This window comes from Acinetobacter sp. 1125_18A, from assembly GCF_052824985.1.
Genome location: NZ_VTDG01000007.1, coordinates 203,289 through 217,593, shown reverse-complemented (window position 1 = coordinate 217,593; position 14,305 = coordinate 203,289). Strand labels below are relative to the sequence as shown.

The 14,305-nt window shown below is 40.5% G+C and carries 15 protein-coding genes; 13 read left to right on the top strand and 2 right to left on the bottom strand.

Translation table 11 applies throughout. The features are described from left to right. Positions 1–8 precede the first annotated feature (8 nt). Genes FY049_RS14255 through FY049_RS14195 form a run of 13 tightly spaced genes read left to right on the top strand, consistent with a single transcriptional unit; the run spans position 9 to position 12,545 of the window. Complete coding sequence (locus tag FY049_RS14255; protein ID WP_056516366.1) at positions 9–764, top strand: glycosyltransferase family 2 protein; 756 nt, start codon at positions 9–11, stop codon at positions 762–764. Then, on the top strand, positions 757–1,683 hold the full coding sequence (locus FY049_RS14250; protein WP_446083900.1) for an LpxL/LpxP family acyltransferase: 927 nt from the start codon (positions 757–759) through the stop codon (positions 1,681–1,683). The genes FY049_RS14255 and FY049_RS14250 overlap by 8 nt, the downstream gene beginning before the upstream one ends. 2 nt (positions 1,684–1,685) lie before the next feature. Continuing rightward, positions 1,686–3,245: an HAL/PAL/TAL family ammonia-lyase gene (locus FY049_RS14245; protein ID WP_446083899.1), complete on the top strand. Its 1,560-nt coding sequence runs from the start codon at positions 1,686–1,688 to the stop codon at positions 3,243–3,245. After that, on the top strand, positions 3,235–3,654 hold the full coding sequence (locus tag FY049_RS14240) for an acyl-CoA thioesterase (protein ID WP_004722192.1): 420 nt from the start codon (positions 3,235–3,237) through the stop codon (positions 3,652–3,654). Before FY049_RS14245 ends, FY049_RS14240 begins: the two co-directional genes overlap by 11 nt. Positions 3,655–3,711: 57 nt before the next feature. Further along, positions 3,712–4,311: a LolA family protein gene (locus FY049_RS14235; protein WP_224965504.1), complete on the top strand. Its 600-nt coding sequence runs from the start codon at positions 3,712–3,714 to the stop codon at positions 4,309–4,311. Beyond that, positions 4,286–6,616 (top strand): MMPL family transporter, encoded by a 2,331-nt coding sequence (locus tag FY049_RS14230; RefSeq protein WP_446083898.1) that lies wholly within the window; start codon positions 4,286–4,288, stop codon positions 6,614–6,616. Before FY049_RS14235 ends, FY049_RS14230 begins: the two co-directional genes overlap by 26 nt. A gap of 9 nt (positions 6,617–6,625) precedes the next feature. Next, complete coding sequence (locus FY049_RS14225) at positions 6,626–7,930, top strand: NAD(P)/FAD-dependent oxidoreductase (RefSeq protein ID WP_056516350.1); 1,305 nt, start codon at positions 6,626–6,628, stop codon at positions 7,928–7,930. Then, the gene (locus FY049_RS14220; protein ID WP_446083897.1) at positions 7,930–8,526 is read left to right on the top strand and encodes a DUF3261 domain-containing protein; all 597 of its coding nucleotides are present in this window, start codon (positions 7,930–7,932) and stop codon (positions 8,524–8,526) included. The genes FY049_RS14225 and FY049_RS14220 overlap by 1 nt, the downstream gene beginning before the upstream one ends. Then, positions 8,510–9,715 carry a beta-ketoacyl-[acyl-carrier-protein] synthase family protein gene (locus tag FY049_RS14215; protein ID WP_446083896.1) on the top strand — a complete coding sequence of 402 codons (1,206 nt, stop codon included), beginning with the start codon at positions 8,510–8,512 and terminating at the stop codon, positions 9,713–9,715. The genes FY049_RS14220 and FY049_RS14215 overlap by 17 nt, the downstream gene beginning before the upstream one ends. Continuing rightward, the gene (locus tag FY049_RS14210; protein ID WP_004722180.1) at positions 9,712–10,137 is read left to right on the top strand and encodes an ApeP family dehydratase; all 426 of its coding nucleotides are present in this window, start codon (positions 9,712–9,714) and stop codon (positions 10,135–10,137) included. Before FY049_RS14215 ends, FY049_RS14210 begins: the two co-directional genes overlap by 4 nt. 13 nt (positions 10,138–10,150) lie before the next feature. Further along, the gene (locus FY049_RS14205; protein ID WP_446083895.1) at positions 10,151–10,876 is read left to right on the top strand and encodes a 3-ketoacyl-ACP reductase FabG2; all 726 of its coding nucleotides are present in this window, start codon (positions 10,151–10,153) and stop codon (positions 10,874–10,876) included. After that, positions 10,876–12,096 (top strand): beta-ketoacyl-ACP synthase, encoded by a 1,221-nt coding sequence (locus FY049_RS14200; protein WP_419280212.1) that lies wholly within the window; start codon positions 10,876–10,878, stop codon positions 12,094–12,096. Before FY049_RS14205 ends, FY049_RS14200 begins: the two co-directional genes overlap by 1 nt. Before the next feature lie 14 nt (positions 12,097–12,110). Continuing rightward, complete coding sequence (locus FY049_RS14195) at positions 12,111–12,545, top strand: excinuclease (protein ID WP_056516332.1); 435 nt, start codon at positions 12,111–12,113, stop codon at positions 12,543–12,545. 113 nt (positions 12,546–12,658) lie between these two features. Here the strand turns inward: FY049_RS14195 and FY049_RS14190 are convergent, their stop codons facing one another. Further along, positions 12,659–13,651: an ABC transporter substrate-binding protein gene (locus tag FY049_RS14190; RefSeq protein ID WP_446083894.1), complete on the bottom strand. Its 993-nt coding sequence runs from the start codon at positions 13,649–13,651 to the stop codon at positions 12,659–12,661. A gap of 3 nt (positions 13,652–13,654) precedes the next feature. After that, entirely contained in the window at positions 13,655–14,242 is a 588-nt protein-coding gene (locus tag FY049_RS14185; protein ID WP_004722169.1) for an ANTAR domain-containing response regulator, read from the bottom strand. Positions 14,243–14,305: the final 63 nt, after the last annotated feature.

Sequence of the window (14,305 nt, the reverse complement as noted above, 5' to 3'; positions counted from 1 at the left end):
GATAGATGATGCAGCAATATCGATTGGGTTTTGTGATTCCTGTGTATAACCATCCGCATTATATCAAAGCATTACTGGACTATATTCACCCTTATGGTTTGCCAGTGGTTTTGGTCAATGATGGTAGTGATATTGAATGTTCGACCTTGTTGCAAGAATTGGCGCAGCAGCATAAAAATGTATATCTGGTTGAGCATGCGACCAATCAAGGCAAAGGTCAGGCCGTGATGACAGGTTTATATCAAGCACAAGATCTCGGCTGGACACATGTTTTACAAATTGATGCAGATGGGCAGCACGATTGGCAGGATATTGAAAAATTTATCACCATCTCAGCACAACATCCTCAAGCAATGATTTTGGGACAGCCGATCTTTGATGAAACGGTGCCTAAAAAGCGTTTGTATGGTCGTTATGTCACCCATGTCTGGGTTTGGATTAATAGTCTGTCACTTGAAATCAAAGATAGTATGTGCGGTTTTCGTATTTATCCACTTGATCAAACCATTCAAATCCTCAATCGAGCAAAATTTCAACCACGCATGGGTTTTGACAGTGAAATTTTAGTGCGTCTAAAGTGGGAACAAGTTCAGTTTATCAACGTACCTACTGCTGTGATTTATCCAGAACAAGGTATTTCACATTTTAATTTGTGGAAAGATAATTTAGGACTCAGTAAAGCACATGCGCGACTTTTTGCAGGCATGTTGATTCGCTTACCTAAACTGTTGGCACAAAAAACCAAAGGTTCAGCACATGACTGAATCACATACAAAACGATGGAGTGAGCTTAAAGAAAAGGGTGGAATGTTACCTTTGATGTTAATGCTTTGCTTTTATAGTTTTGGTGGGCGTTTTTTGTGTAAGCTGGTGCTGTATTTCATCATCATGTGGTACTGGATCTTTTCTCGTACAGCGCGTCAGGCTTCATTACTTTATTTACAAAAGTTGCATCATTTTGCTCAAGAAAAGTCACCATTTTCACATCAACCGAATATGAGTCATTCGTATATTCATTTGATGACATTTGGTGAGTGTATTTTGGATAAAATTGAAGGCTGGCTGGGAAAAGTCGCAGAAGAAAAGCTGATCTTGCATGGGCATGCGCATTTTCGGGAAAATTATAAAAAAGGTGCGATCATTGTGGTATCGCATTTTGGCAATATCGAACTGCTACGTGCGATCAAATCTGATCATCAGCAAAAAATCAATGTATTGGTTTATCAAAAACATGCCAGTAAATTTAATGAATTTCTTAAAAAGCTCAATCAAAAAGCCGATGTGCATCTGATTTCGGTTGATGAACTTGGCGTTGATACTGCGATTCTTTTGCAGGAGAAACTGGATCAGGGTGAGTGGATCATCGTGGCAGCAGATCGCGTTCCAGTTCAATCGCAACGTGTCGAAAATCTTAAATTTTTAGCTGATGAGTCCGCTTGGCCGCAAGGACCTTGGATTTTAGCGAGTTTGCTGAAAGTGCCGATATTGGCGGTTTTCTGTTATCGCAAGCAAGACAACTTTCATGTGCATATCCATTCAATCGCTCAAAAACTTAATTTTCCGCGACAAACCCGCAACCAAGCCATAGCTGAAGTCATACAACGCTATGTTCAACTGGTCGAACAGCATTGCGTAGATGCACCTTATCAATGGTTTAATTTTTATAATTTTTGGAACAAATAAAAATGCAGACACTTGTCATCGGAGAAAAACCACTTTCAATTGAAGAGGTTGTTGCTGTCGCAAATCAACAGCTCAAAGTGGCGCTGCCTAAGTCTGAAAGTTGGCAGGCATTGATTCAACGAGGTGCTGATTTTCTCGATCAATTATTGCAAGAAGAAGGCGTCATCTATGGGGTAACCACAGGTTATGGCGATTCTTGTTTGGTTGAAGTGCCTGCACATCAGGTCAATGAATTGCCTTTGCATTTATCTCGTTTTCACGGTTGTGGTTTAGGGCAAAATCTGGACTTGATCACTGCTCGTGCTGTGATGGTAACTCGATTATGCTCTTTGGCACGTGGCTATTCAGGGGTATCACATGCTTTACTTGAGCGTTTGGTTTGGATGCTCAATGAAAATATTATTCCAGTGATTCCTTCAGAAGGTTCAGTCGGCGCCAGTGGTGATTTAACCCCATTGTCCTATATTGCAGGAGCATTGGTCGGTGAACGGGATGTTTACTATCAAGGTAATATCGTGGCAGTCGCGGATGTTTATGCTGAATATGCGATACAGCCTTTGGCACTCAGACCCAAAGAGGGACTTGCCATTATGAATGGTACTGCGGTAATGACCGCAATGGCCTGTTTAAATTATAAAAAAGCTGAGCAGATTAGTTTGGCAAGTACTTTAATTACAGCATTAAATGTGTTGGCATTAGAGGGCAATCCAAGCCATTTTGATGAGGTGTTATTTGCTCAGAAACCACATGCAGGTCAGCAGGAGATTGCCAAGCAACTGCGGGAATGGTTAAACGATAAAGTACAAACAGAGCATCAAAGTCCACGTTTGCAAGATCGTTATTCGCTGCGTTGTGCACCACATATTATTGGAATCTTTGAAGATTCTAAAACTTGGCTTAGACAATTTATTGAAAATGAATTGAACTCAAGTAATGATAATCCTTTAATTGATCCGATCAATTTACGCGTGTTACATGGTGGACATTTCTATGGTGGACATATTGCACAGGCTATGGATAGCTTAAAAATTATGATTGCCAATATTGCTGATTTGATGGATCGTCAGCTTGCACAGTTGGTCGATCATAAAATGAATCATGGGTTACCACGTAATTTGACTGGTGCTAAAACCGATCGCTTACCACTCAATCATGGCTTTAAAGCCGTACAGATAGGGGTGTCAGCTTGGACTGCCGAAGCACTTAAGCAAACACTTGCTGCTTCAATTTTTTCACGTTCAACCGAATGCCATAATCAAGATAAAGTCAGTATGGGCACGATTGCCGCACGTGATGCCAGTCGGGTGATTTTATTGACTGAACAAGTGATTGCTGCATTGAGCTGTGCTGCGGTTCAAGCAATTGAACTGAGAGGTTTGGCACTGCAATTAAGCCCAGTGTTGGGTCTATTTAGACAATGGGTACTGAAAGAATTTCATTTTGTTGAAGAAGATCGTCCATTGCAAAAAGAACTGCAAGCGATTGTCGATCATCTTGAAAATCTCAGCCTGTTAAACTGCAATCTGTTGCAGCACAAGCAGGAGAACGCTGATGTATGCTGATGTCATTATTGATGTTCCATTTCATGATGTCGATATCATGAATGTGGTTTGGCATGGGCATTATCTAAAATATTTTGAAATTGCACGTTGCAAATTGCTGGATCAATTTGACTATAACTATAATCAAATGAAAGATTCAGGTTATGCGTGGCCAGTGATTGAAAGTTATGTCCGTTATGCGCAAGGTATTATTTTTGGGCAGCATATCCGAGTACGTGCGACTTTAAAAGAATGGGAAAACCGTTTGAAAATCGAGTACCAGATTTTTGATGCAGAATCAGGTAAACGCCTCACCAAAGGTTTTACCAGTCAGGTGGCAGTTGAGATAGAAACTCGAGAAATGTGCTTTCAGTCACCACAAATATTTTTAGACCGCCTGTATGCATGGTCTGAATTTAAGACCCAATAGGGGGCATGAAAAATGTTGAATTTTAAAAATAAAATCAAACTGATCATCACCAGTATGATGTTTATGGTTGTGACGGCACTTCCATTGGCAAGTTATGCGGAAAGTTCTAAAGTTGGGCAAATTTTTCAACAGCTTTCCCAAACACCTGTAGTTCGCGCCCATTTTGAGCAGCAAAAAAAGCTCACCTCGTTAAATAAAACTTTTAGCTCAAATGGGCAGGTTTTATTTTCCAAAAGCCAAGGGGTGATTTGGCAGATTCAAAAGCCTGTTCAAGCAGATTTGATTGTTACTCCAAAGAAGTTGCTACAAAAAACCCAGCGAACTATGAGTCAACTTGAGATTGATAACAGTCAATATGGTTCAGTGGCGACCATGTTTTTACAGTTAATGGCAGGCGATGAAACAGCCTTAGCCAAAAATTTTAATGTGGTTGCAGCCAATTACACAACATCAGCTTGGGATGTCACATTAACCCCGAAAAGTGCGTTGTTTAAAAAATTGTTTGTCAAAGTGAATGCGCAAGGTGGACGTTATGTCAATCGTATTGTGATTACTGAACAAGCCAATAATATGACGATTATTAATTTTAGTCAGCAGACGGCTCAACCTCAAACTTTATCGGCGTCTGAGAATGCACTTTTCCAATTGGCAAAATAAACTCACTGCAATTTGGTTGATATTTTTAGTCATCATTGCGATCGGGCTGGGATTTACATGGATGCAAAAAGGCATTCACATCCAGACCAATATTTTTGCTTTACTGCCAAAAGTAAAGCAGGACAAACAGCTTGAGCAAACTGAACACTATGTCAGTGAGCAATTGAACAATAAAGTGTTCTTGGTGATTGATGCAAAATCATCTGAACAAATTGATCAAGCAACACAGATATTAAGGGCTGATGTCCAACAGTCGAATTTGTTTAAGCCATTAAAAGCGCAAGTTGATACTGAAGATTTTGCCAAGACTTTATATGCACATCATGCAGGCTTAATTAGTTCGCAAGATCAAGCAATCTTAAAACAACAGGATTATGCGGCACTGACTGAACAAAGTTTGATGCAAATCATGAGTCCGGGCATGCCAATTACTGAAAGCTTGCTTCAACAAGATCCATTGTTATTATTTCCACGTTATGCCATGGGGCTTGCAAGCCTGCAACAGCATTCAAATATCGAAATACAAGATGGTTTTGCCACAATTTCTGATGAGCAAGGCTATTCTCGACTATTTAATTTAGAACTTTTAAAAAGTCCTTATGATATTGAGTATCAAGAACAAACTGCCCAATGGGTGACTAATGTTAATCAGCAATTGAGCAAGATCGGGGTGAAACCGCACTGGACTGGAACAATTGTTTTTTCGCATTTTGGTACCCAATCTGCAAAGAATGAAATTTCTACAATCGGCGTGGGTTCGAGTATCGGTGTCTTACTTTTGGTCTGGTTTGGTTTCCGCTCTATTCGCCCGATGTTGACCGAGTTTATTGCAGTTGCCACAGGGTCAATGGTGGCTTTTGCGGTAACCCACTGGATATTTTCCGAAATACATCTGATGACTTTGGTTTTTGGTGCAAGTCTGATTGGGGTATGTGTCGATTTTTCCTTTTACTTTATGGCGATGCAATCACAGCAACGACATCTCAATGGATTTGCCGTATTAAAGCCGATTTTACCCAGTTTGTTGATCGGGCTTTCAACCACATTGCTGGCTTATTTATTTTTAAGTTTTACCCCTTTTCCGGGCTTTAAGCAGATTGCCGTATTTTCAATGGTGGGCTTAACTGCTGCAGGGATCACCAGTCTATTATTACTACCGCGTTTACCTGCCTTAAATGCTGAACCAGCAATACGCAGATTAAGCTTTATTGGCACATGGCGTAATTATTTTTTAGCGCACGCAACAAAGCGTTATCTGTTGATTTTTTTGATCTTTGTGGTTTCAGGATCAAGTTTGCTGCTGATCAAAAGTAATGATGATGTGCGTAATTTGCAAAGCATGGATCAACATTTAAAGCAGGAAGATCAATATATCCGTTCTCGTTTTGGGCAAGCGCAGGGCAGTGATTATTTTGCAATTTATGCAAATTCAGCAAAGGACCTTGCAAGGCAAGAACAACACTTAATCCTTGCGCTTTCTCAGTTAAAACAACAGGGCAAAATTGACGGATTTCAAGCAATCGGGCAAACGATTCCTTCGCTCGAACAGCAACAGCAGAACGTTGAAGCGCTACAGAAAATTCCAAAATCAGTACTGGTGGAATATGCAAGCGCGATGCAACTTGATCCGAAAGATGTCCTGAGTTGGCAAGCAAGATTGTCTCAACAAACATTGTTAAATTTAGATCAGTTTGCTGCCCATCCTTTGGCATTTTTACAGGTTAATCCGCAGCAAAGATTGATTTTGATTCAAGGCATAAAAGATGTAACAGCCGTAGAGGCTTTGCAAGATCAGCAGAATAAGCTGGTTCGTCCTGTACATAATTTATCGAGCTTATTTCAAGACCATCGTATCCAAGCTGAATATCTTTTTGTCTATGCATTAATTGCCTTAGCGATCGGTTTAATGCTGATCTATGGGATTAAATCGGTGTTCGCTTTGATGGTGCCTGTGACTTTGGCGTTGATGAGCACTTTTGCATTACAGGCATGGATGGGCGTTGAGATTAATCTATTTAGTGTAATGGGGGTTTTTCTCATCTTAGGGATTGGTGTGGATTACGCCATTTTCTACCGTCAAGGGCACGATCATCCGCATGTGGTCGGGATGGCATTATTTCTCTGTATGATGTCGACGTTGTTGGGATTCGGTTTATTGGCGTTAAGCCATACCTATGCAATACATTGTTTTGGGTTAACGGTCCTTTTTGGGGTAATTTTTTCGTTTATCTATGCCACGCTGTTTACGCCGGCAGACTCAAAATTAAATCAAAATCAATTAATCAGTCAAAGAACTGAACATTAAGGTGAATTCATGAAGGGTTTAGATTTACAACAAACAGATGTGGTGATCATCGGGGCAGGACCATCGGGAAGTTCCGCAGCAGCACTGCTTCGACACAAAGGTTATCAAGTGGTGATCATTGAAAAGCAGCATTTTCCTCGCTTTTCGATCGGTGAATCACTTTTGCCACAATGTATGGTGTTTTTAGAAGAGGCGGGCTTATTAGAAACAGTACGTGAACATGTTGAAGAATATGCATTTCAATTTAAAAATGGGGCAGCATTTTTACGTGGTCATCAACGCAGCTACTACGATTTTACTCAAAAATTTAGTGAAGGTCCTGGAACGACATGGCAGATTAGACGTGCCAATTTCGACCATCTTTTAGCACAGCAAGCTGAACAATATGGGGCTGAAATTCGTTTTGGACATGAGGTTGTTGCAGTTGATGTAGAGCTTGATCATCCTGTATTAACCGTTAAAGATGAGCAGGAAAATATCTATCAAATTCAGGCTAAATTTTTACTGGATGCCAGTGGATTCGGTCGTATTTTGCCGAAACTTCTAGATCTGGAAAGCCCTTCAAATTTCCCAGTACGCCGTGCGGTGTTTAGTCATATTGAAGATGGGATCTTGGATGATCCTGAATTCGACCGAAATAAAATCCTGATTACGGTACATGAAAAAGATCATCGTGGATGGTATTGGTTAATTCCGTTTGCGGATGGTCGCTGTTCATTTGGGATTGTTGCTGAACAGGATTTCTTTGATCATTATGGTTATATCTCTGATGAGCCTGAAGCCTTATTGGCTTTATTTAAAGATATTCTTGCAGATGAACCGAGTTTGTCGCATGTTCTGCGTAATATGAAGTTTGATACGCCAATCCGTACTTTGGTGGGCTATTCAGCAAATGTTAAAACCTTAGCACAGCGCAATTTTGCTTTGCTGGGCAATGCGGGTGAATTTTTAGATCCTGTGTTTTCTTCAGGGGTGACCATTGCACTCAAGTCTTCAAGTTTGGCAGTACCTTTAGTCGATCAAGTCTTACAAGGTGGGCAAGTAGACTGGATGCAAGAATATGAAAAACCTTTGCGTAAAGGAATCAAAGTATTTCGTGCTTATGTAGAAGCATGGTACGACGGTGAGTTTCAAGATGTGGTATTTTCAAAAAATCAAAATGAAAAAATCCGTCGTATGATTGCGTCATTATTGGCGGGTTATGCTTGGGATGAAACTAATCCAATCTATCGCAATGCACGACAACGCTTAAATACCTTGGCTGAGTATTGTCGTCAGGATCTGGAACAGAGCAAAATACTTGAGAGCGAATAATGCAAATTTGGTTAAAAGCAATGAGCATCAGTCTGTTGTTAGTGCTTGGTGCCTGTCAAAATATGTATCCACAGCCACAAGGTCTGGTTCCTGTGGTTTGGTCTGTCGATCCAGCCTTGGCACATTATCAGCGTCAAGATCAAGTTGAAGTCATCTGGAAAAATCAAAGTTTTAGCTTTTTACTCTACCAAGAACAGCAGGCGAAAAACTTGCAAATGTTTGCTTTAAGCTTAACTGGACAACAACTGTTTAGACTGGATTTCGATGGTCAAAAAGTACAGGTGCATGAAAGGATAAAACCGATGCGTTTGTTACCTTTTGATTTTGTGGTTCGAGATATTCTATTTGCAACTTATCCTGATTTTGCAAAAAATCATTTAGAAAATGTTAAAGTGAAACAGAGCGTTGATCAGACTGAAATTGAAATCGATCAAAAAAATGTTTTAACGATAAAAACGCATGCTGATCATATTGAGCTGGATAATCTGCAAGTTCCTTATCAAATGATCTTTAGCCCTGTGGAAAATACTTTGAAAGACAATTCATTAGAGCAAAATGAAGTGGAAGATCAGCAAAAAAATGACAAAAAAGATTGATTTAAACCATCCCGCTGTAGGCATTCATTGTTCAGCCAGTTTATCTGCTTTAGGTGATCATCCTGAACAGGTCAAGGCACAATTGACCTCATTGGAAAACAGTTTAACCCTGAATAAATCTTTGATTTTTGATCAGCCTGTATGGGTGGGTGCTTATGCACATCCGTTATGTAGCGATATTCCAGTTGCGCTACAAAACTATGACTCGCGTAATTTACGTTTTGCCTTAACTGCGCTTGCACAATGTGAATCTGAGTTACGTGACTATGTGGCTAAGTTTGATAAAAAGCGCCTTGCGATCATTGTTGGGACCTCAACGTCAGGTATTTCGGACAATGAGCCCTTATTAAAAGCCTACTTTCAAGGCCAAACTGAGACCGTGATTCAACAGCAAAAACAGGAAATGGGTAATCTCGCCAAAGCTTTGCAAATCTATTTGGGCTGGGATGGTCTTGCGTATACGATTTCTACGGCCTGTTCTTCAAGTGCCAAAGCTTTTGCCAGCGGGCAACGGTTGCTTAATGCAGGGCTTGCCGATGCTGTATTGGTGGGTGGCGTAGATACCCTCGCTAAACTGACCTTAAATGGTTTTAACAGCTTGGAAAATTTGAGTGTAGGTATCTGTAGCCCATGTGGATATCAGCGGGATGGGATCAATATTGGTGAGGCTGCAAGCTTATTTTTACTCAGTAAAGAACCAGCACCGGTCATGTTGATTTCTGCGGGGGAATCTATGGACGCATGGCATATTTCTGCACCGCATCCAGAAGGCAAAGGTGCTGCAACTGCAATGCAAAAAGCACTGGATCAGGCACAGTTAAAAGCTTCAGATATTCAATACCTTAATTTGCATGGCACCGCAACCACACACAATGATGATATGGAAATTAAAGCAGTCCGACAGGTCTTTCAGGACTATGCTGTTCCATTAAGTAGCACTAAGCATAAAACCGGACATTGCTTGGGTGCTGCGGGTGCATTGGAATCCTATATTTGTACGCAAGTGCTTAAAGATCAAAACTGGTTACCCCTTCATCAAAATGGCGTGATTGATCCTGAATTGGATGATCAGCATTACGTTGAACAGGATGATTTAACTCAATCTGATCCTGTGCGTTTTGTGATGAGTAATTCATTTGCCTTTGGCGGTAGTAATGTCAGCCTTATTTTTGGAACTGAAATCAGATGAGTTTAGATGCTATTCAATTTATTCCGCATGAAAAACCGATGGTTTTTGTTGATCAACTGCTTGAGTTAGGTGAGAATTTTGCACTTGCCAACCTAACCATTACACCTGAATTGATGTTTAGTGATGAACATGGTTTGCCGACTTGGAGTAGTATTGAACTCATGGCACAAACGATTAGTGCCTTTGCAGGTGCAAAAGGACAAAAAACGGGGCAAGCGCCACAAATCGGCTATTTGCTCGGAACACGCAAATTAAATTTACCTTTGGCTTATTTTGAATTTGGTAAAACATTGACCATTCGAGCTGAACAACAATATTTACATGAAGGCTTGGCACAATTCTCTTGTGAAATAAGCTATGAAGAACATAAAATTAGCGCAGTTTTAAGTGTTTATGAACCACCTGTGAAAGCTGAGCAATAAGTAGGAATTAAGTGTGTCGAGAAGAATATTAGTGACGGGATCTAGTCGAGGGATTGGCAAAGCAATTGCTTTAGCTTTAGCAAAATCTGGCTTTGATGTGGTGGTGCATGCACGTTCTAGACGTGCTGATGCTGAGCAAGTGGTCGCTGAAATCCAAGCTTTGGGTCAAAACAGTTATGCGCTACTTTTTGATGTCACACAACGTGAAAACACCCGACAGATACTGGAACAAGATATCGAGCTTTATGGTGCATTTTATGGTGTGGTGCTAAATGCTGGTTTAACTCATGATGGCGCATTTCCAGCTTTAACTGACAATGACTGGGATGAAGTAATTTCGACCTCATTGGATGGTTTTTATAATGTATTAAAACCTTTAGTGATGCCGATGATTCGCCTAAAACATGGCGGGCGTATTGTCACGCTTTCTTCTGTTTCTGGCATTATGGGGAATCGTGGTCAAGTCAATTATAGTGCGGCAAAAGCGGGATTGATTGGTGCGACCAAAGCTTTGGCTTTAGAACTGGCAAAAAGAAAAATTACGGTGAATTGCGTTGCACCGGGATTGATTGAAACGGAAATGGTCACAGAAGAAGTAAAAGAACATGCTTTAAAAATGATTCCATTACAACGTATGGGACAGGTCGATGAAGTGGCGCATACGGTGAACTTCCTTTGCTCTGATCACGCAAGCTATATTACTCGGCAAGTGATTTCGGTGAATGGGGGACTGATTTAATGAAACGTGTTGTTGTGACGGGAATGTCGGGAATCACCTCACTGGGTGAAACGGCAGATGAAATTTTTGCCCAATTCCAAGCGTCAAAAAATGGCATTCGTGTGATGCCTGATTGGGATATTTATACCGATCTACGTTGCAAAATTGCAGGCCCAGTAGCGCATTTTGAGGTTCCTAAACATTTTAATCGTAAAGTGACGCGAGGGATGGGACGAGTTGCATTGATGTCGGTGATTTGTGCTGAAAAAGCATTAGCAGATGCAGGCTTGATCGATCATCCTATTTTGAAAAGTGGTGATGCTGGGGTTGCTTTTGGCTCCTCTGCGGGGAGTGTCGATGCAGTCAAAGAGTTTGGGAAAATGCTCATAGACAACGACATGAGTCAGTTAAATGCGACCACGTATATCCGAATGATGTCACATACCAGCGCTGTGAATATGACGGTTTATTTTGGTTTAAAAGGTTTAACCTTACCCACTTCAAGTGCCTGTACTTCAGGTTCAATGGCAATCGGACAGGCATTTGAGGCGATTAAATTAGGTAAACAAAAGCTGATGCTTGCGGGTGGTGCTGAGGAACTCAGCGCGACAGGTTCAGCAGTATTTGATGTGTTGTTAGCCACCAGTGGGATGAACGATACACCTGAAAAAACACCACGTCCATTTGATAAAAATCGTGATGGTTTGGTGATTGGTGAAGGTGCTGGCTGTTTAGTGCTAGAAGAATATGAACATGCACTGGCACGTGGTGCAACGATCTATGCAGAAGTCATCGGTTATGCCAGCAATACTGATGGTGAGCATGTCACTCGTCCAAATTCAGAAATGATGGAAAGATGTATGCGCATGGCACTTAAAGATGCCGCAATTTCTGCGCAAGAGATTGATTATATTAACGCACATGGGACTTCGACAGATCAAGGCGATGTTGCAGAAACTCAAGCCACTGCACGTATATTTGGTAAAAAACCGATCAGCTCATTAAAAAGTTATTTTGGACATACTCTTGGTGCATGTGGTGCAATCGAAGCTTGGCTGAGTATAGAAATGCTGCAACGCCAACAGTTTATCCATACTTTAAATTTGGATGAAATTGACCCATTATGTGGTGATTTGGATTATATCGTGCGAGAGCCACGAGAGATGAATGCAAAAACCATCATGACCAATAATTTTGCATTCGGAGGGATCAACACCTCCATTATTTTAAAACATACTTAAAAGAGGAAAAAACGATGTCATTTAAACACTTGGTTGTTGTTTCAACTTTATGCTTTGCTGGAATCGTCTCTGCACAAGCTGCGGACACTGTCCATAATCTCAATTTTAAAGAAGCTGTAGATCGAGCTGTGGCTGATGGATTTTTAGATGGATCGGTAAAATTTTATCTTGCTGGGACTAAATCTGGCGGTCAAGTTTTAGAAAAAGCGGTTGTTAGCAATAAAAAAACCAATGGTTTTGGAAAGTCTGCGGAAAAGGCTTGTGATCATGTATTACGTTCAGCATTAATCCAATTGCAAAGCGCAGCAAAAGATAAAGGTGCTAATGCAGTGACCAATATTGTGAGCTATTTCAAAGCAAATGAATCAAAAAACACCACCACATACCAATGTTATAAAGGTACAGCACTTGCGAGTGTGGCTTTAAAAGGCGATATCGTTAAATTCTAAGCTGTAAACATGTGCCAATGTCTAGTAATCTTTTAGAATAAGATATGGACATTGGCTCATACTTTTGAATCTATTAAAAAAAATAATATTTAACGATTAAAAATTTCATTAGCCTATTCAATTAAATGTCCTGTGCATTGTGTCGAAATATTTTTGATTTGTGCCGTATCCAGTTCTAAGTTATCCCATTTACACATTTGTTGAATAATCCATTCAAAATCATCTGGTTTAGGTCGGTCTTGTGTACCAAAAGAGCGAATAATATTTTGTATTTTATGAAACGCATAGGTATGCACCAAATGTGAACAGTTGAAGCGGATAATCTCGCTGTCTTCTAACATGTGCCATATGGGTTGTAGTGATTGCAAGGTACTTAAATCATGCTGTGCTTGCTGAATCGCTGTCTGCAATGCATTTAAGGTATTCGGATGCTTGTTTGCCCATTCATGGGTGGTCGCCAAAACTTTGTCCGCGACTTCAGGAATAATCTGTTTACTCTCGGCAATCACATAACTATAACCTTCAATCTGCGCTTGGATATTCCAAGGTTCACCGACGCAGAATCCATCAATGAGTTGTGATGAAATCGCATCCACCATATAGGAAGGGGGCAGTGTGGATGGTTGATATTTTTTGGCTAGCTCTTGATCTGCCAAAGCCAACCATTCTCTTAAACAATAATGGTGGATGGACTGTTTAAACACATGGGCCAGTTGTATTTTATCGCCTTGTTTTAAGGCTTGAACCACTTTTGCTGCTGACTCTTGCGCGCTATCTTGCATGTGAATTTTTAATTCATAACACAATTTTTGGCTCAAGCTGATAAATGCACGATTGGTACTCAACACCAATGAGGTTTGTAAGGGAATACCCAGTTGATCATTGCCTGTCGCAGCAGCAGGAAGCATGGCAGAAAGACAATGTGCGGCATCTAAAATACCAAAAGCTAAACGGTCACGTAAACTGGCCCATGAAGGTTCTTTCACCAACGTAACATTGAGGCCTTGCTCGCTAAAATAGCCTTGATGTTGTGCCCAAAGTATTGCAGTGCAATCCAGCAAAGGAATATAGCCTAATTGAATGTCCGTGGTTTCAAGTATGTTCATTGTTTATTCCTTGAAATTAGCTTGTAGCAAGGCTTGAGCATCGATTAACTTTCTTGCCATTTCCCCCATGGTGATACGGTGACTCATGGCATTTTTTCGTAACAAACTGAAGGCTTGTTCTTCTTCAATTTGATGCATCTGCATCAGCATCACTTTGGCTTTTTCAATATCTTTTCGGTCTGCTAGTTTGCATTTGGTTTCATTGAGATCTTTTAACAGTTTTTTATGTTTTTTAAATTGCTCAATCGAAATTTCTAAAATACTTTCCAGTTTTTCAGGATCAATACCATCGACAATATAGGCAGTTACACCTGCTTCAATGGCACTTTTAATGGTGTCTTTTTGCGAGTTTTTAGTGAAAAGCACAGTGGGCAAATCAAACTGACTTACGCAGCTTTCAATAATATCTCGATGTGGGTGGTCCATATCCAGCAAAATCACATCGGCATGTAAGTGTTGAAGATCTGTACTGTTTAAATGGTCAATCATCAGGCATGCGACCACCTCGAAACCATGTTCGATCAAAGATGATTTGATAAAAGATGCCCGCTCTATATCATCATCGATCAGGGCAATTCTTAATTTTGGCATGTCGCTACTCAGATCTGTCCTGACATGAACTTTCAGCATATAAGCAATTTAGATGCCAATATC

Coding starts and splice junctions, on each gene's coding strand:
- FY049_RS14200 (WP_419280212.1), top strand. CDS start 10,876: ATGAAACGTGTTGTTGTGACGGGAATGTCGGGAATCACCTCACTGGGT.
- FY049_RS14235 (WP_224965504.1), top strand. CDS start 3,712: ATGTTTATGGTTGTGACGGCACTTCCATTGGCAAGTTATGCGGAAAGT.
- FY049_RS14255 (WP_056516366.1), top strand. CDS start 9: ATGCAGCAATATCGATTGGGTTTTGTGATTCCTGTGTATAACCATCCG.
- FY049_RS14190 (WP_446083894.1), bottom strand. CDS start 13,651: ATGAACATACTTGAAACCACGGACATTCAATTAGGCTATATTCCTTTG.
- FY049_RS14230 (WP_446083898.1), top strand. CDS start 4,286: ATGCACTTTTCCAATTGGCAAAATAAACTCACTGCAATTTGGTTGATA.
- FY049_RS14250 (WP_446083900.1), top strand. CDS start 757: ATGACTGAATCACATACAAAACGATGGAGTGAGCTTAAAGAAAAGGGT.
- FY049_RS14195 (WP_056516332.1), top strand. CDS start 12,111: ATGTCATTTAAACACTTGGTTGTTGTTTCAACTTTATGCTTTGCTGGA.
- FY049_RS14215 (WP_446083896.1), top strand. CDS start 8,510: ATGACAAAAAAGATTGATTTAAACCATCCCGCTGTAGGCATTCATTGT.
- FY049_RS14220 (WP_446083897.1), top strand. CDS start 7,930: ATGCAAATTTGGTTAAAAGCAATGAGCATCAGTCTGTTGTTAGTGCTT.
- FY049_RS14225 (WP_056516350.1), top strand. CDS start 6,626: ATGAAGGGTTTAGATTTACAACAAACAGATGTGGTGATCATCGGGGCA.
- FY049_RS14185 (WP_004722169.1), bottom strand. CDS start 14,242: ATGCCAAAATTAAGAATTGCCCTGATCGATGATGATATAGAGCGGGCA.
- FY049_RS14240 (WP_004722192.1), top strand. CDS start 3,235: ATGTATGCTGATGTCATTATTGATGTTCCATTTCATGATGTCGATATC.
- FY049_RS14245 (WP_446083899.1), top strand. CDS start 1,686: ATGCAGACACTTGTCATCGGAGAAAAACCACTTTCAATTGAAGAGGTT.
- FY049_RS14210 (WP_004722180.1), top strand. CDS start 9,712: ATGAGTTTAGATGCTATTCAATTTATTCCGCATGAAAAACCGATGGTT.